Here is an 18,682-nt window from a genome sequence, read left to right on the forward strand (position 1 = left end):
TAAAGTTTTTAATTATTAAATTTAATATTTAGTAAATAATCTATTCCTTTTGATGTTAACGTTCTTCCTCTAGGAGTTTTTTTGATTAATTTATTTTGTATTAATAAAGGTTCAATTTCGTAAATTAAGTTTTCTTTTTGAAAATTTAACATCGAAGCAATAGTATCAATCGAAACATATTGAGTATCAAAAGTATTTTTTAATAAAAATAAATAATCTATATGATCTTTATTTAAACCATAAGGATATAAATCTAATAATTTAAAAGCATTATTAGCTATTTCTTTACTTATTCTTTCTTCTTTTAAATTAATAGCTAAATCTCAAACTCTTTTAATTAAATGCAAAGCTACTCTCGGTGTGTTTCTTGAATATGAAGCAATTAATTTTAAACAATTTGGATCAATTTTAATGTCAAAATTAGATTTAAAATTTCTTAAAATATTTATCAGATCTTCTTCATTATAAAAATTAAGTTTTGCTTTTAAACCAAAACGATCTTTAAGCGGTTGACTTAATAAATTCGGTTTAGTTGTTGCTGCTATTAATGTAAAAGGTTTTAATTTCATTCTCATTACCTTTGTATTACCTTCAGGTCCTATTATAATATCTATATTAAAATCTTCCATGGCGCTGTAAATTAATTCTTCAACATTTTTATTTATACTGTGAATTTCATCTATAAAAACAATATCTTTTTCATTCAAAGAACTAAAAACAGATAAAATATCTGCTTTCTTTTCAAGCATTGAACCTTGTAAATAATGAATTTTAGTATTTAATTCATTCGCTATTATTGTAGCTAATGTGGTTTTTCCTGTTCCGGGAGGTCCATAAAATAAAATATGATCTAAAATTTCTTTACGATAAGTAGAAGCGTGAATCATTGTTTTTAATAAAAAAACTAATTTATTTTGACCGATAAAATTATCAAAATTAGTTGGTCGATATATTGTTTGATTGTTTCTCATAAGATTTAGAAATAATATTAATAGCTTCCTCAATCATTAATTCAATATCTGTATCAGTTTTTAATTCTGTAATAGCATTATCAATTTGTTTAGTTTTAAAACCTAACATTTTTAAAGTATTTTTTACTTCTTCTAAATTATCATTTGCTTTAATTTTATTTTTTATTTCTTCATTATTTATATTTAATAATTTCATTCATTTACCTTGTAGCTCATTAAATATATTTTTTATCATTTTAATATTTATATAAGGTATTTTTAATAATTCTTCTTGTTTAGAAGCTAAAATTAGATTTGCGCATTTTTCTCATCCAATATTTAAAAGATTAAAAGCAGCTCTTGGACCAATTCCATTTATATTTATAAGATCCAAAAATAATAATCTTTCCTTAAAATCTTTAAATGCATAAGTTTGTTTATGATATTCTGTATTGATTTCACAAATAAATAATTTTAGTTTTGATTTTATTTCAAATCTTTTTTCATCTGGGACAATTACTGAATATCCTGTACCATAACTTTCAAAAATTAAATTATTTTGATTTTTATAAATAATTTCACCTATTCGATATAAAATCATTTTTCCTCCTAAAACATTATTAATAAAATAAAAAAATAAAGAGAAAAAAGAACAAAAGATAAAAAAATGATTTTAAAAAATAAAAAAACTTGCTATAGCAAGTTTTAGAGTTTACACAAATGGTGCGCAAGGAGGGACTTGAACCCTCACGCCGAAGCACTAGAGCCTAAATCTAGCGTGTCTGCCAATTTCACCACTCGCGCATATAATGCTTTAAAAGGAATCGAACCTTTTTAAACACCAAGTAAGCATATGGTGCCGCCTATAGGACTCGAACCTACGACCTACTGATTACAAGTCAGTTGCTCTACCAACTGAGCTAAGGCGGCATTCGTTAATATTATACAATAATAAAAAAATAAGATAAAAAAAATAACCAGATATTTATCTAGTTATTTTTTTAAATTATAAAATGATTTAACACCTTTAAAAATAGCGCTATTACCTAATTCTTCTTCAATTTGTAATAATCTATTATACTTAGCAATTCTATCACTTCTTGAAAGAGAACCAGTTTTAATTTGTGCAGTATTTAAAGCAACAGCTAAATCAGCTATAGTAGAATCTTCAGTTTCGCCTGAACGATGTGAAACAACAGCTGTTAAATTATTATTTTGTGCCAATTGAATAGCATCCATAGTTTCAGTCAATGTTCCTATTTGATTTAATTTTATTAGAATTGAATTCATTGCTTTTTGTTCAATTGCTTTTGCTAATAATTTAGGATTAGTAACAGTTAAATCATCACCAACAATTTGTACTTTATGGCCAAATTCTAAAGTGAAATTTTCGAATCCTTTTCAATCATTTTCGGCAAATCCATCTTCAATTGAAATTATTGGATATTTGTTAATTAAATCTTTGTAATAATTCAATAATTCTTCGCTTGTAAAGTCTAATTTAATTTTGTTTAGATGTTCAAAACCACTTCTTTGCTCTTTAATAGCTTCTTTAAGTTTTTTAAATGAATATAATTTAGTATTTTCATCATAAATTTCACTTGAAGCAGCATCTATTGCTATAGCAATAGCTTTTTCTCCTTTTGTTGCAGGAATAAAACCGGCTTTTTCTATAGCTTGAACTAAATAATCTAAAACTTCTTCATGACTTTTAGCGTTTGGTGCAAATCCGCCTTCATCACCAACTTGAGTACCATGACCATTAACTTTTAAGATTTTAGCTAAATTATGAAAGACATGATTAGCCATTTGTAGAGCTTCTCTAAATGATTTTGCCCCTACTGGCATAATCATAAATTCTTGAAAATCAACTGTATTTGAAGCATGTGCTCCACCATTTAAAACATTTAACATAGGTAATGGTAAAACTGAAGCATTAGTTCCACCTAAATATCTATAAAGCGGTAACCCTAATTCATTTGCTGAAGCATGTGCATTTGCTAAAGAAATACCTAATAAAGCATTTGCGCCATATTTATCTTTATTTGCTGTACCATCTAATTTAATTAATAATTGATCTAATTCTCTTTGATTAAGAGATTCAAAACCAATTAATTGTGGTGCTAAATGTAAATTAATATTATCTACAGCTGTCATAACACCTTTGCCAGCAAATCAATTATTTTCGTATTTAGTTCCTTTATCTCTTAATTCTAAAGCTTCTTTAGAACCAGTTGAAGCTCCAGAAGGTACATTAGCAATACCATAACCACCATTTTCAGTTCATAATTCAACTTGAACTGTTGGATTACCTCTTGAATCTAAAATTTCTCTTGCAATTATTTGTTTAATAGCAGACATTATATTCTCCTTTATTAAAAAACCTATATGATTATATAACTTTTATTTATTATTATTTTATTAATTTAATTATTTATATAATTAACTTAAATTATGTTTTTAAAATATGTTAAAATAAAAATGCACATTTAATTTAATGTGCAATCGTTAAACTTTATATAAAAAATTTTTTATTTGGTACAAATTTTAAATTAAAACATATTTTTATAACTTTTAGAATAATCAATAATCTAAGCTAGGAAATGTTATTTCCTAGCTTTTTAAAATTATTTTCATTAATAAGTTTATAATTAAAATTATGAAATCAAATATTCAAGCTTATTTTGTTGATTTAGATGGAACATTTTTAGATCAATACGATGATCCTAATTATCCTGTTTCACAAACAAATTTACAAATGGCAAAAAAAATTAATCAAACTAAAAATTTTATTATTTCGACCGGTAGATCAAATAGTGATTTTGTTGTCGATTTAGCTAAAAGAATTAACTCAAAATATCTTATTTGTCAAAACGGGGCAATAATATTAGATGTTAAAAAAAATAAAATTTTAAGAAATAATTTAATAGATAATGAAACTGTTCATAAAATTAAAAATTTTATGCAAATAAATAATTTACATTACACTATAAATGGCGATCCTATTATATACACTAATAATCCAGATAAAATTACTTTAGATCGCCCTTGAGCAAAAGATTTTAAAAAATTACCTTATGAAAAAGCAAATCTTAATCAAGAAATTAATCGTTTGTTAGCTTTTGGTTTAAATACTATAGAAGAAACTAATAAATTGTCTGAGCAAATAATGCAAATGTTCCCAAACTTACGCACACACAAAGTATCAAAAGGTTTGTCTTTGGAAATTACAAATGCTTTATCAACTAAGGGAATAGGAGATGAATTTGTAGCTAAATTATTAAATGTTAATTTAGAAAATGTTTGACATATAGGTGATTCAGGTAATGATATTAGTGTAAAAGAACAAAATATTAAATTAGCTGTTATGCAAAATGCTATTGATTCTATTAAAAAAGAAGCGGATTTAATTACTTTTGATTATCAAAATGCAGGCGTTGCTAAAACGATTGAATTATTAGAACAATTTTATCAAAAAGGAGATAAAAATGTTAAATATGTTAGATAATATTGCTGACCTTATAATATTTATTGTTTTTTGAAGTGCATGAATAATGTTAACCATTTTAACTTTTTTTGCTTACAAACAATATTTGAAATTAATTAAGGTATTTAACGAAGAAAAAATATTTTATGATAAAGAAATAAAAACAATGATAACTAAAGATGTAAAAATTTTTTTAATTAGATTAACTTTACCATTATTAATTATGTCAATAACTTTATTTTTTAGAAAAATAAATTTTTTTAATTATGAAGATGCTATTTTTAATATTAATAATGATATTTATGCACAATTAACTATTGTTTATATTGTTTTAGTTTTTTTAAGTTCTTTATTATGAGTAATATTATTTTTAAATAAAAGAAATAAATTTAAAATAATTGAAAGAAAAAAAATTCAAGAAGAACAAGAAATTACTTTTAGTGCTTTAGATGAATATAAAAAACTTGTAGATAAAATTGTTAAAAATAAATATCATATCTTTTTGTTAAATAATGCTAGATTTAAAAAACAAAAAAAGACAAACAAATAAAATATATTATTGTTTGTCTTTTTTATTGATTAATTGAATTTTTATAATTTTATGTACAATAATATTACTTATTAAAGCACTAATAATACTTATTAATAGAGCTAAAAGTAATTTATAAATTAATTCTAAATTAACTTGCGATAATGAAATCATCAAAGTAAACACAGCACTTATTGGTATATTAATAGTAAAAGTTTTAATACTTATAAAATTAATTTTTATTAATATAATTTGAACAATAAAACTTATAATAAGCAAACTAAAAAAGATTATATATAACCAAACATACGATTTAAATATTGAAGACCCTAAATCATTAGAACCTAAAAAATATATTATTGCTTGAGGAATTATGCAAACAAAAGTTAAAAATAATCAATTATATAAAGCTAAATACTTTGATTTATTCATAATTTGCTTTTTTATTGTGCAACATTTGAATGAAATTATCTAATGTAGTATTAATTGTTTCTTCTTGATTATATTCACGATAAGAAATAGTATTAGTTTCTATTTCTTTTGCTCCTAAAATAATTTGATATTTAACTTTATTAATTTGTGCTTCACGAATTTTTTTATTTAATCTTTCTTCTCTATCGTCTAATTTAACTCTAAAGTTATGAGCAAATAATTTTTCGTAAATATTTTGAGCATAAGTTAAATTTTGCTCTAAATTAACTGGAATAATACTTATTTGTCTTGGAGAAAGTCAAAATGGTAAAACTCCTTTAGTTTGCTCTAATAAAATAGCCACAAATCTTTCATATGTTCCAATTAAACCACGATGAATCATTACAGGTCTAACTAATTGATTATTGCTATCAACATACGTTAAGTCAAAATTCTTTGGTAATAAGAAATCTAATTGAATAGTTGATACAGTGATTTCATGCCCTAAAGCTGTATGAATTTGAATATCAATTTTAGGGCCATAAAATGCTGCTTCGCCTTCGATAATTTCATATTGAATATTTAAATCATCTAAAGCCTTTTTAAGAATAATTTCAGCATTATTTCACATTTTATCATCATCAAAATACTTATCTTTAGCGTTTTTATCTCTTAATGATAAAGAAATATAACTTATTTCAATTTTAAAAATGTTTAAAGTTTCTGATATTAATTCAAACATTTTTTTAATTTCTTCTTCGATTTGATCTTCTCTAACAAATAAATGGCCTTCTGTTAATAACATTCCTCTTACACGTTCTAATCCTGTTAAAGCTCCAGATTTTTCATAACGATATAATTGACTTTGTTCTGACAATCTTATTGGCAAATCACGGTAAGATTTTTTATTCATTTTATAGCAAAGAATATGATGAGGACAAGTCATAGGACGGGGTATTAAACGTTCTTTTTCTACTATTAAAGGACTAAACATATCATCTTTATAATGAGCTAAATGTCCACTTATTTTATATAATTCTTCATTTCCAAAATGTGGAGTTAATACTTCTGTAAAACCGTATTTACGATCCATTTTTAAAATTAAATTTTTAATTTCATTATGAATATACATCCCATTTTCTAATCAAATAGGAAATCCTTGACCACTTAAATAATCGAAAGCAAAAATATCTAAAGCTTTTCCTATTTTACGATGATCTCTTTCTTTTCTTTCTTGTAAAATAGCTAAATAATTATCCAATTCTTCTTTAGTTTCTCATGCTGTTCCATAAATTCTAGTTAGTTGAATATTGTCACTATTGCCTCTTCAATAAGCTCCAGCTAAAGAAAGTAGTTTGAAATGTTTAAGATTTTTAGTATTTTCAATATGGCCGCCAGCACATAAATCACTAAAAATAATTTCTTTATTTAAAGGATCTTGTAAAGCATAAAATGTTATATTTTTGCCTTGAGATTTTAATTCTTCATAAAGCTCTTTTTTATAAGGTTTATTATCAAAAGAATATTGATATTCTTCAAAAGGAATTGTAACTAAATTTCTTGAAGCCAATTTTTTCATTACTTTTTCAATTTTACTTAATTCTTCTACACTTAAAGGTTTACTGAATTCAAAATCATAATAAAAACCTTCATCAGTGGCAGGACCAAAAGCTAATTTTGTATCAGGATATAGTTTTTCAATGGCTGCAGCTAATAAATGACTACAAGTATGATTTAAATTTTTTTCAGCTTTAATTTTCATATTTTCTCCTAAATAAATCCCATTTTTTCTTGAATTTCTTTAACTATTGGTTGGCAAATATTTTTAGCAGCTAATTTACCTTCTTCAATAACTTTTTTAATTAAAGGTTTAACAAGTTGATAATTAGTTTGAATTTTAATTAATTCTTCTTTAACTGCTTGTGCTACTGCTTGTTTAAATTGAGCATAATTTGAGTCTTTAAATAAAGCTTCACTTTCTTCTAGTGTTAAATGTTTTAAAGAACTATAAATGTGCAATAAATTTAAAATACCAGGTTTATTTTCAGAAATATAAACTTTATTTTCAGAATCTGTAACTGCCTTAAGAATTTTTTTATAAGCTATTTGAGGATCATCATGTAAATAAATAGTAGATTTAGCATCATTTTCACTTTTTGACATTTTAACAAGCGGATTGGTTAATGATTTAATTCTGGCCCCTACTGAAGGAATAAATGGTTGAGGAATTTTTAAACTTGTTTGATAATGTTTATTTAATTTAATTGCTATATTTCTAGTTAATTCCAAATGTTGTTTTTGATCTTCACCTATTGGCACAACATCAGCATTATAAATAAGAATATCAGCGGCCATTAAAACAGGATACATTAATAAACCAATAGGAATAGTTTCTGTACCATTATTTTGTTTAGAAATTTTTTGGGATTTATCTTTAAATTGAGTCATACGATTTAAATCTCCCAATGCCACTTCAGAAGTTATTAATCATTGTGCTTGAGCGTGCTCATAAATATCACTTTGGAAAAAAATATGTGTTTTTTTAGGGTCTAAACCGCAAGCTAAATACATATTAACAATTTCATATCTGGCATGATTTAATTCTTGTGGATCTACTTTACCTGTTGTTAATGCGTGTAAATCTGCTACAAAAAAATAAGCTTCATATTCATCTTGTAATTTAACAAAATTCTTAATAGCTCCAATATAATTACCTAAAGTTAAATTACCCGTGGGTTTTATACCGCTAACTAATCTTTTTTTCATAATTTTCCTTAATTTTTTTAAAATTAAAACATTAATAAAAATTTTACTTTATATTTTTATTTTATGTTCATTTTATATAATTAATTTATGAAATTTAAAGATAAAATGTATATAATTTTTCTCACAGTAATAACATTAGGCTTTTGTTGAATATATTGAAATAAACAACAAAAACATATTAATAATCATAATAATGGCATAATTAAATTACCAAAAAATATTAATTTAGAAGAATTAATTTTGTTTTTAGGTAAAAAAAATAATTTAGATAATGTTAATGCTACAACTTCTAAAGTAACAATTCATTTTAAAGATCGCAATTTAATTGAATTAGAAAAAATTAAAAATTTAAAATATGTTAGTGGTATTATGTTCAATGAAAATAAAATAACTTTAATAGTTGGTAATATTGCTCTAAGTTTAGCGCAAGAAATTATTAAAAATTTAAATAATTAATTTACATTTAATTAAAAACTCTCATTTTGAGAGTTTTTTTATTATTTACTTAAATATTTAAAATAAAATTTTAAATTAAAAAATGAAAAAAAATATTATTTTTCATATTTAAAATTAAAAAATATTTAAATATTAAGTTAAACGATTAAATTATAAAATTAATTATAGTAAGATATTTTTATTTTATAAGGAGTAAAATTATGAAAATTAAAAATAAAATTAAATTATTATATAGTTCTTTTATTCCATTATCTTTAATTTCTTTTACTACTTCTTGTTTAAACATTAATGAAAATAATAAAGAAGAAAAAAATCAAAAATTAGCAAAAACTCTTAAAGAATTAGAAAAAATTAAAAGTGAAACTCAACTGCTTGTTTCAAAACAAGAAATCATAGTATCTGATAATCAAAAATTAAAAATTAAAAATAATGAATTAATACAAAAAAGCAAAAATAATTCTGACAGAAGAAATAAAAATATTAATAATTTTGTTAATAAAATTGAATTAATTCAAAACAAAAATACAACTTTGTTATTAAAAATAAGAAATGAATTAACTAATTTTAAAAATGAATTTAATATCAATTTAGGCCAATTATTAACAAATTATTTACAAGAAATAGAAAATCAAAACAATCATTATTTAAATACTTTAACAAATATAGAAAATAAAGAAAAATTATTTGAAAATATTATAAGTACAGAAAGAAAATTATTATTAATTAATGAGCAAATTTTTATTGATTTAAAAGCTATAGAACAATTAAAGAAAACTTTAAAAAATATCAATTCAAATTTAATTATTAAACTAAATGAAAAAGAAGAAAATATTTTTAATAACACGAAAATTAATTTTGAAGATTTAGAAAATGTTTCTCTTATAAGAGAAACGATAAGCGAATATTTAAAATTTTTATTTACACAAAATCACCCAAGAAATTATGGTAAAAATAGAGAAATAAAAATAAGTGAAAATTTAAAAATATCATTAAATAATTTAAATAAAAATTTTTCTAATAATTTGAATAAAACAGAAAATTTATTAAATGAAATAGTAAAAGATAATGAAGTTGATAAAAATCTTTTTGCAAATAGTTATATTGAATATTTAAAAAATCAAAATAAATCAATAAATTCTAGTATTGAAAAAGAATTTATTAACAATAACTATTCGTCAATAACTCAAAATCTTAATTCTTTGCAAACAATTAATAACAATTTAATTAATACTTTAACAATTTTGAACCAAATAAATGAAGTTTTAAGATTATTTAATATAGAGACTAAAAAAATAATTTTTAAAAATGTTGAAAAAGAAATAGAGAAATTTTTACAACAACATGCAAATATTAATATAAATGATTTAAATCAAATTTATAAAACAACAATTACTAAATATTTCTTAAATTTAGAAAAAGAAACTTCTAAAACTAATAATAAAGTTGAATCAAAAGCAAATGAAGAAAATAATATTCAAGAAAAAACAGAGCAAAATTCATCTTTAGCAAAAGAACAAGAAATAACATTAAAACAAGTACGTTTAGCACATTGAAATGTTTTAAATCTCAATTTAAATGATACTAATGAAAAACTAGTTACTAACACAAAAATTAAATCTATAGCACACTTAATTAATTATTTAAATATAGATTTACAGGCTTTAACAGAAATTGATAATGAACTAGCTGTAAAAGAATTAACTAGACAATTGAATCAAATTAATAAACAAGCAAATTGAAAATACATTATTAGCCAAACAGGACCAAATGGCAGAGATAGAAATAAACAGGTAAATAATCAAACTAGTGAATTTATTGCTTTTGTTTATCAGGCAAATAAATTTAAACTCAAACCATTCATTAATCAAAAAATAAATGAAGGGTTAGCATATGATAATCAAAATTTTATTCATCATTACAACAAAAATTTAAATGGCGGATATACTAGACCTCCATATGGTATTTTTGTTGAAACATTAGGAAAAGAAAAAAATGATTTTACTTTTGTAGCGGCTCATTTTGATTCTCCAGGTATAAGAAGATCTACTAATAATGAAATTAGAGAACATAGCGTTCCTAATCTTAGAAATTTAGGAGCTCAAGAAGCTGATGAAGCTTTAAATACTATTAATGTAATGAATTATTTTGATAAACATGATGGTAATAATGATGATTTAATTTTTATGGGTGATACTAATATAAATGAAAGACATCATGATATATTATTTGACAATTTATTAAATAATGGTTATAAAAATTTAATAGATAAAACAATTAATACATCTTTAGGTACTACATTTAATAGATATAGTAATTCATATGACAAAATATTTATTAAAAGTAATTTAAAAACTAAAAATGCACAAACTTATCCTTTATATCAATTTTTAGATGATCAAATTTATCCAGGCTATAATAATTTTAATCAATGAAAAAACTTCGTTGATCAATATAGAAAAAATCCTTATTCTAATGATGCTAATTATATTAGAAATGTAATAAGCGATCACAACCCTATTTATGTTGATTTAATTTTAGATCAAAATGATGAATTTTAAGTAGATAGTATATATCTACTTTTTTTATATAAATATAAAAATTATTTTGCAAAAAAAATAAAATTTTGCAGGAAAAATACATATTTTTAAACTATTTAGATAAAACAAAAATTAATTTTTGCTAATATATATATATATATATATTGGATGAAAGATGTGAAAAATAGTTACTAATATTTATAAATTCAATTGAAAAAAATTGCAAAAAAATCAAGAAAATAAAATAAATGTTTTTAAAAATTCTCATTTAGAAATTGAATTAATATATTCAAATCAAATACAACTTGATTGAATGCAAGACAAAAAAATTGAAAACGTTTTTTTAATTAAAGGTTGGGCTATTTTAGAAGATAAAAATCAACATAAAATTAAAATGAAAAAAGGTGATTTATTAACTATTAATATAAATTATTCGCATCGAATTATTAAAACAGCAAGAAGAACCATTTGAGTTGCTATTTTAAGTAAATAAAGAGGTGTTTATGAAATTAAAGAAAAATAAATTATTTTTTATAAGTGCAAGTGCATCTGTTTTAGCTACTATAAGTTTAGCAGTTGCTTGTGAGATGCAAGAAGAAAACAATAAAGAAAAAGATATTAATTCTCAATTAGAAAAAGCTTTAAAAGAAATAGAAATTCTTAGTAAACAAAAAGCTGAATTAGAAAATAAACAAAATGATTTTTCACTTGAAAATAAAACTTTAAAATATAAAAATACGGAATTAGAAAAACAAAATTCGCAAGAAAGAAACCGTCGTAAAAAAGATTTTGATACATTTAAAAAAGCTTATGACAAATTTAGCAATCATGCAAAAGAACAAATAAATAAAATTAATGAAACTATTTTAAGTTTATCTATTAAATATGAAATAGATGTGGTTAAATTAGGTTCACAATATCCTAAAAGTTTAGAACAAGAAGCTTTAACTAAAATAAACGAATTAAATAAATTATTAATGTCTGATGAAGCAGATGTTTTTGCAACGTCTTTAGTTATTAATACTTCTTTAAGAGAATTATATGAACAATTATTAGCAGAATATAGAGCACTTACACAATTAGAATATATTTTGAGCATTAGTAGTGAAAAACAATTAGCTAATTTAAAAGCAAATATTGATAATATTTATACAACAGAAGTTAATAAAGGTAAAAATCTTAATTCAACTGAAGTATTTTATCCATCAATTCAAACACTTGCTAATGAATATATTAATACTTTAATTAAAACACCAACTACTGAAGAAATTAAATCTTCAGAAGAAGAACAAAAACTTAATTCAACCTTTGCTAGTGAATTAAACAAATTAAAAACAGAATTTAAAGAAATTTATAGAGTAACTCAAGAAAACTTAGAAACTTTAGCTACAACACATTCAATAAACAAAGATTTTTTAGGAATTAAATATCTTGAAGATTTAAAAGCACAACAAGCAAAACAAATTGAAATTTTAGAAAAAGATGTAACAATAGAAAATTACACGCATGCCATTAAAGCTTTAAATGTTTTAGATGCAATTAATAATAATATTGCTCATTCATTAACTAGTTTAAATCAATTAGATAAACTTTTACAATTATTAACAGTTGAACAAAAAGCACAAATTATTAATAACGGTGAAACAAATTATAAAAAATTAGTTCAAGAAACTAAAAAATCTTTCCCAGAAACACCTGAAGAAAATATTTATCCAACAATAGTTCATATATATCAAGGCATATCAAAAGAAATTACTAATTACTTGGTAGAAAATAACAAACAAGCAACAAAAGAAGTTGATCAAAAAAATACAGAAAAATCTAAGGAAACAACTAACGAAGATAAAACATTAGAAAAGATTACTTCAAAAGAAACTATGGAAACTAATAATTCAAATGATCAACCAAAAGAAGAAAAAGAAACTAAAAAAACAGAAGAAAATTCTCCTGTTGTTATAACTGAAGAAACGTCAAAAGAAACAGCAGAAACTAAAAAAGAAGACAATGAAAAACAAAATGAAAATTCAGAAATAATAACGCCTGCACCTTCTGTAGAATCAAAAGAAAATAAATCTGAAGAAATAACACCAAGCGATACTACATCGCCTGAAACAACACCTGCTGAAAAAACTCAAGAAGCAAAACAAACCATTCGTATAGGTCAATGATATCTTGATGAATTACAAGTTAGAACAAATGCACAAAGACAAAACGATTTAGAATCAAGAACTAGAGCAATAAGTGATTTAATTAATCATCTTAAAATTGATATTCAAGCAGTAACTAACTATAACAATATAACTGGGGTTGAAGAATTAATTAAAAAATTAAATGAATTAGATCCTCAAGCAAATTGAAAATATGTAGTAAAAGAAGATACAAATAAAACAGCTTTTCTTTATAAAGCAAGCAAAGTAAAAATTAAAAATTTTGAAGATCAAGAAACTCAAGAAGTTTTAACATATGACAATACAAACTTTGTAAAAAATGATGGAGCTAAAAATAATAATTACAATGTTGCTCCCGTAGGAGTATTCTTTGAAACTTTAGGTAATATTAAAAATGATTTTACAGTTGTAGCATCACATTTCATTAGATCTAGAGGAACAGCAAAAGAAACAGAAAATGAAGCCAAAAATTTAGTAAACGTTATGAAATGATTTGACGAAAAAGATGGTACTAATGATGATTTAATTTTTTTAGGTAATACTAATGTAACTACAACGAAAAATCATGAAGTATTTTTTGCTGAATTATTAAATGCTAATTATAAAGCTTTACTAGATACAAATATTAACACAACACTTTCTAATAGAACCGAAAAACAATATAGTAATCAACCAGATAAAATTTTTTACAAGGGAACACTTGTAAATGAAAATGCTAATAGTTATCCACTTTTTGATATAGTAGATAATAAAATTATTAAAAATATAAATTCTTTTGAAGAATGAAAAACTCATGTAGATGCAAAAAGGGACAGACCTTTTGCAAATAACGCCGGCTATTTCTATAATATTATAGCTAAAAATAGTCCAATATACTTTGATTTAGTCTTAGATCAAAACGATACAAATTAATTTATATAAAAAAGCATATAAATCATTTATATGCTTTTTTATTAATAAAAATATAAGGATAAAAGACAAACAAAAAATAAATTATTTATTTTAAGATTTGATTATATGAATACACAACATTTAGAACCTAAAACATCATTGGTTTTACCTGTTTTAAAACCAATTAATATGAAAGACAAATTTTTAGAAAAACTGGGAGATAAATTTAAATCAAATGTAATTATTATTGTAGCAATGGAAGAAAAATATGCCTATTTTCTTTCTTGTTTAAAAGAAACACAAAAAATAATTGAAGACGAAAAAATTATTCCTATTAATATTCACGAGGGAACTCTAGAAAATGGTAATTTAAAAATTATTGAATTAGCAAATTATATTGATATTTCTACTATTTATAGAATTAGTGTAGAAAATATTAAATATTTTGCTAAAAGCGAATATAACGATTTACCATATTTATCAATATTTGATCAAATGAAAATTATTGAATTATTAACTAATAATTTAAGTAATAAGAAAAATATTGATTTAATATATATTAAAAAAAGAAATCAAAATTTAAATAATAGTATTTAAAAATAAAGGCATTTGCCTTTATTTTTATCAAATTTTAACTCTTTTTTCAACTGGTAAGTACATTTTATCTTCTGGTTTAATATCAAAAGTTTTATAAAATTCGTCTAAATTTTGCAATTGTAAATTAGCTCTTAATTCAGCTGGTGCATGTACATCTATTTTTAATAAATTTTGTGCGTAATTTTCAGTTGCCTTAGTTCTTCAAATTGTGGCTCAATTAACAAAGAAATCAAAAGAAGAATGATCTTTATTTTGCATTGAAGCTTCTAAAGCACATGAAATACCTCCTCCATCAGCTATATTTTCTGATAAAGTTAATTGTCCATCACATTTTCCACATCAAATTTCTTTTTGATCAAATAATTCAATCATTTTTTTACCAAGTTCTTCAAACTTAGCAAAATCTTCAGCAGTTCATCACATATTTTTATTACCATTTTCATCAAATTGAGCTCCATGATTATCAAATGCATGACTTATCTCATGTGCTATAACCGCTCCTATACCTCCAAAATTAGCTGATGAAGATTGTTTAGGAGAATAAAAAGGAGCGCTTAAAATTCCAGCAGGAAAAACAATATGATTCATAGTAGGACTATAATAAGCATTCACTATATTAGCCGGCATGCTTCAATAATTTTTGTTTATTGGTTCTTTATATTGATTAAAATGATATCTTATAAAAATTTGATCTAAGTTGATTATGTTATCTAATAGATTATAACCTTGTTTATATGAATAAACTTGATATTCTTGATAATAAGGTCGTATTTCATTAGGATAACCTATATGTACTCCTAGAGAATTTAATTTAATTAAGGCTTTTTCTTTTGTTTTTTGTGATAATCAATTGTTGTTTTGCAATCTTTGAGCATAAATATTAATCATTTGTTGAACTTTATTTTCAACATCTTTTTTAGCTTCTTCACCTAAATATTTTTTAGCAAAATGAACTCCTAAAGGCATTGAAAATTTATCAATTGCTAAATTTAAAGCTGCCTTATTTTTAGGTGTTAATTTTTTTAAACCATTTAAAGTTTTAGCATATTCTCCAGAAATTAATCTAGCTTCATTACTTAAATATCTTGCAAAAGCATGTAAAGTTTTTAATATCATTCAATCTTTATATTCTTTAAAATTATTTTCATTCAATACTTTATCTACATTATCAAAAAATCTTGGATAAGTAATGGAAACCATATCAACTTTTTTAGTAACTAAAGTTTGAGCAAAATTATAAAATTTAAAATTTTGTGATATAGAATTTAAATATTCTTTTTCTTTAGGATTATAAATTTTTAAATAATCAGCTTGTTCTAAATTAGTTGGAAAATATTGAGCTAATAAAGCATCAAAAGTTAAAGCATTTTGAATCATTTTATTACTTTTGTCAACTGAATAACCTGTTTTAGTTAATAAATTAAACATCATTTTAGATCAAGCATTAAGTAAAAGTGTTTTTTTAGGATGGTTGTCATCATAATATGAAACATCAGGTAAAATAATATTTGCTTGACCTAAATATAAAATTTGTTGTGTAGAATCTTTGAAATCTTGATAAATAGAGAATTCAAATAAATTAGCATAACCTTTTAAAAATAATTCCACATATTTATCTTTATAATCATTTAAATTTTTTAGATTTTCAATTTCTTTTAAATATTTTTTAACTGGTTTAAAAGCTAATTTATCTCTTTGTTCATAATTTAAAGCTTGATTATATAATCTAACAAAATTAGATAAAATAGTATCTTTTAATTTTTTATCTTTATAATCATTCACTAAATTTTTAACTAATTTAAACATTTTGATTTCATTTTTCTTATCAATTTCATAAAAAGCACCTGTAGCTGGTCTATCACTAGGAATTTTGGTTTCTTTTAATCATTTTTCATTTATACCTTGAAAAAAGTTATCTTTTAATAATTTTTTATTCATTATTCTCCTTTATATTACTTAAAAGATATATACATGCTGTTTCAGCTCTTAAAATTCTTTTACCTAAAGAAACTATTTGAGCATTGTATTGTTGTGCTAATTCTATTTCTTCTTGAGCAAATCCGCCCTCTGGTCCCACAAGGATTAAACAATTATCACTTAAAGTTTGAATAGTTTCTCTATTAGTTTTTTCATGTGCTATAAAAATTTTTTTATTTTGAAATCGTTTTAATATATTTTCAATTTTAGTTGGTTCTAATAATTCAGGAATAACATTGCGAAATGATTGTTCAGCTGCGTTTTTTAAAATTTCTAAATGTCTTAGACGTTTTTTAAATAAATCATATTTAACTAAATTACCATTTGTGTATTTTGTAATCATTGGAATAATTTTTTTTACACCTAATTCAGTAGCTTTTTGTAATAATCATTCAAAACGTTCCATTTTAATAATAGGTGCGGCTAAAATAATTTCATTTTTAAATTCATTATTAATATCTAATTTATTTTTTATTGAAGCTAAATTATTTTTTAAACAACATAAATAAAATTCTTTTTGATAAACGCATAAAAAATCTTCATTTACTAAACGAGCCACTTTTAAATGTTTAAGATTTTTCTCATCTAAAATAAAATGATTATCATCAGCTTTTTGATTTACAAAAAAACGATGCATGTATATAATATCCTTTCTTTAATTTAAATTAGTATCTAAATTATAAATGAATATAAAAAATAAAAGAGGGTTCTCTCTTTTATTTTTTAAATTTAAAGCCAAAGGAAAATGGGAATTTACTTTGCAGTTTATTATCATCTATATTATTGTTATTTATTTCATGATTAGTGTTTAAATTTTCTTGTACTTCATTATCTATATCATCTTCAAATAAGGTATTTTGATTATTTGTAATGATTAAATCATCTTCCAGTTTTTTTTCCATTGTTTTTATTAACAATTCTTTTTCAGAATTATTTTCTTTTGTTTCTTCTATTAAATTTAATCCCGTTGCTATTAAATTAACTTCGAAAATATTATCTTTAGGATTTGATGTTTTTAAATATTGCATTCCTTGAATAACATTAACAGTATCATTTGAATTAGTATCAGTATTTAAATATTTTGAAATTTGTTCTTGTACTTTATTTATTTGCATTAAAGTAGCATTTTGTGTTTTAGTTAAAGAAATAATTTTTTTAGCATTATTAAATGATTTTTCATACAAAATATTATTAAAAACATTTAAACTAGCTTTTTCTCATACATTATCTACATTACTTGCTTTTCCTATACCTACATAGGTTAAACCACCGTTTGTTAAAATAGTGCGTAAATCATTAAAATCAACATTTATAACAAAATTATTATAAGCTATATCAACAATTATATCAATTGCATCTTTTACACTTTGATTAGCTATTTTTAAAGCTTGATCAGAAGGTAAATCACCATAATTTTCTTCTAATTTAGAATTGTTAATAATAATATAAGAATCACTATATTGTTTAACTTTGGCAAGACCACTTTCAGCAACTCTTAATTTTCTTAATCCTTCCATTTTAAAAGGCATGAAAACTATGGTCAAAGTCAAAATTTTCATTTCTTTAGCTATTGAAGCTATCACAGGTGCGGCACCTGTTCCTGTGCCTCCACCTAATCCAGCAACAATTATTGCTAAATCTGCGCCTTCTAAAATTGATTCTATATCTTTTTTACAAGAATTAGCTGCATCTTCTCCTATTTGTTGATTTCCTCCAGCACCTCAACCGTTTGTAACACCTGTTAAAATTAGTTTATTTGCACAGTTACTATTATTTAAATCACTTTCGTCAGTGTTAGCAATTCAATATTCTATTTGATCAATATTATCGTTAATAAGTTGATTGACCGCATTATTTCCAGCCCCTCCAACTCCGATTAATTTTATTTTGACTTTTTTATTATTTGATTGCAT

16 protein-coding genes and 2 tRNA genes are annotated in these 18,682 nt (G+C 22.9%); 7 read left to right on the forward strand and 11 right to left on the reverse strand.

The features are described from left to right. Positions 1-8: 8 nt before the first annotated feature. From ruvB to eno, 5 genes are all read right to left on the reverse strand, one after another. Complete coding sequence (ruvB, locus tag VBM87_RS01605; RefSeq protein WP_323177089.1) at positions 9-971, reverse strand: Holliday junction branch migration DNA helicase RuvB; 963 nt, start codon at positions 969-971, stop codon at positions 9-11. Then, positions 937-1,551 carry a Holliday junction branch migration protein RuvA gene (ruvA, locus tag VBM87_RS01610; RefSeq protein WP_323177090.1) on the reverse strand — a complete coding sequence of 205 codons (615 nt, stop codon included), beginning with the start codon at positions 1,549-1,551 and terminating at the stop codon, positions 937-939. The genes ruvB and ruvA overlap by 35 nt, the downstream gene beginning before the upstream one ends. A 120-nt stretch (positions 1,552-1,671) precedes the next feature. Next, positions 1,672-1,754, reverse strand: a tRNA-Leu gene (locus VBM87_RS01615). 50 nt (positions 1,755-1,804) lie between these two features. Further along, positions 1,805-1,880 (reverse strand) — tRNA-Thr (locus VBM87_RS01620). A 63-nt stretch (positions 1,881-1,943) separates the two neighbouring features. Then, positions 1,944-3,311 carry a phosphopyruvate hydratase gene (gene eno / locus VBM87_RS01625; RefSeq protein ID WP_323177091.1) on the reverse strand — a complete coding sequence of 456 codons (1,368 nt, stop codon included), beginning with the start codon at positions 3,309-3,311 and terminating at the stop codon, positions 1,944-1,946. A gap of 298 nt (positions 3,312-3,609) precedes the next feature. Between eno and VBM87_RS01630 the strand changes: the two genes are divergently transcribed. Next, positions 3,610-4,458: an HAD hydrolase family protein gene (locus tag VBM87_RS01630; RefSeq protein WP_323177092.1), complete on the forward strand. Its 849-nt coding sequence runs from the start codon at positions 3,610-3,612 to the stop codon at positions 4,456-4,458. Continuing rightward, positions 4,439-4,987: a hypothetical protein gene (locus VBM87_RS01635; RefSeq protein WP_323177093.1), complete on the forward strand. Its 549-nt coding sequence runs from the start codon at positions 4,439-4,441 to the stop codon at positions 4,985-4,987. The genes VBM87_RS01630 and VBM87_RS01635 overlap by 20 nt, the downstream gene beginning before the upstream one ends. Positions 4,988-4,993: 6 nt before the next feature. On the opposite strand, the gene VBM87_RS01640 is transcribed toward VBM87_RS01635, so the two are convergent. Genes VBM87_RS01640 through trpS form a run of 3 tightly spaced genes read right to left on the reverse strand, consistent with a single transcriptional unit; the run spans position 4,994 to position 8,143 of the window. Beyond that, positions 4,994-5,398, reverse strand: a complete 405-nt coding sequence (locus VBM87_RS01640; protein WP_323177094.1) for an MAG3450 family membrane protein — start codon at positions 5,396-5,398, stop codon at positions 4,994-4,996. Next, positions 5,391-7,139: a threonine--tRNA ligase gene (gene thrS / locus VBM87_RS01645; protein WP_323177095.1), complete on the reverse strand. Its 1,749-nt coding sequence runs from the start codon at positions 7,137-7,139 to the stop codon at positions 5,391-5,393. The genes VBM87_RS01640 and thrS overlap by 8 nt, the downstream gene beginning before the upstream one ends. Positions 7,140-7,147: 8 nt before the next feature. Then, the gene (gene trpS, locus VBM87_RS01650) at positions 7,148-8,143 is read right to left on the reverse strand and encodes a tryptophan--tRNA ligase (protein ID WP_323177096.1); all 996 of its coding nucleotides are present in this window, start codon (positions 8,141-8,143) and stop codon (positions 7,148-7,150) included. Positions 8,144-8,230: 87 nt separating this feature from the next. Between trpS and VBM87_RS01655 the strand changes: the two genes are divergently transcribed. The 5 genes from VBM87_RS01655 to VBM87_RS01675 all read left to right on the forward strand — a co-directional run bounded on the left by VBM87_RS01655 (position 8,231) and on the right by VBM87_RS01675 (position 14,792). Next, positions 8,231-8,599 carry a hypothetical protein gene (locus VBM87_RS01655; RefSeq protein WP_323177097.1) on the forward strand — a complete coding sequence of 123 codons (369 nt, stop codon included), beginning with the start codon at positions 8,231-8,233 and terminating at the stop codon, positions 8,597-8,599. 200 nt (positions 8,600-8,799) lie between these two features. Beyond that, complete coding sequence (locus VBM87_RS01660; RefSeq protein WP_323177098.1) at positions 8,800-11,157, forward strand: MnuA family membrane nuclease; 2,358 nt, start codon at positions 8,800-8,802, stop codon at positions 11,155-11,157. Between the two features lie 154 nt (positions 11,158-11,311). Beyond that, entirely contained in the window at positions 11,312-11,629 is a 318-nt protein-coding gene (locus VBM87_RS01665) for a hypothetical protein (protein WP_323177099.1), read from the forward strand. A gap of 10 nt (positions 11,630-11,639) precedes the next feature. Continuing rightward, a complete protein-coding gene (locus tag VBM87_RS01670; RefSeq protein ID WP_323177100.1) occupies positions 11,640-14,216 on the forward strand; it encodes a hypothetical protein in 2,577 nt (858 codons plus the stop codon). Between the two features lie 105 nt (positions 14,217-14,321). After that, complete coding sequence (locus VBM87_RS01675) at positions 14,322-14,792, forward strand: hypothetical protein (RefSeq protein WP_323177101.1); 471 nt, start codon at positions 14,322-14,324, stop codon at positions 14,790-14,792. Between the two features lie 24 nt (positions 14,793-14,816). Here the strand turns inward: VBM87_RS01675 and VBM87_RS01680 are convergent, their stop codons facing one another. The 3 genes from VBM87_RS01680 to VBM87_RS01690 all read right to left on the reverse strand — a co-directional run bounded on the left by VBM87_RS01680 (position 14,817) and on the right by VBM87_RS01690 (position 18,682). After that, positions 14,817-16,730, reverse strand: coding sequence for a M13 family metallopeptidase (locus VBM87_RS01680; protein WP_323177102.1), 1,914 nt, complete (start codon positions 16,728-16,730; stop codon positions 14,817-14,819). Beyond that, the gene (locus VBM87_RS01685) at positions 16,723-17,406 is read right to left on the reverse strand and encodes a 16S rRNA (uracil(1498)-N(3))-methyltransferase (protein WP_257075595.1); all 684 of its coding nucleotides are present in this window, start codon (positions 17,404-17,406) and stop codon (positions 16,723-16,725) included. The genes VBM87_RS01680 and VBM87_RS01685 overlap by 8 nt, the downstream gene beginning before the upstream one ends. 79 nt (positions 17,407-17,485) lie before the next feature. Continuing rightward, entirely contained in the window at positions 17,486-18,682 is a 1,197-nt protein-coding gene (locus tag VBM87_RS01690) for a cell division protein FtsZ (RefSeq protein ID WP_323177103.1), read from the reverse strand.

The organism is Mycoplasma sp. 744 (assembly GCF_034863305.1).
Classification (GTDB): Bacteria; Bacillota_I; Bacilli_A; order Mycoplasmatales; family Metamycoplasmataceae; genus Mycoplasmopsis.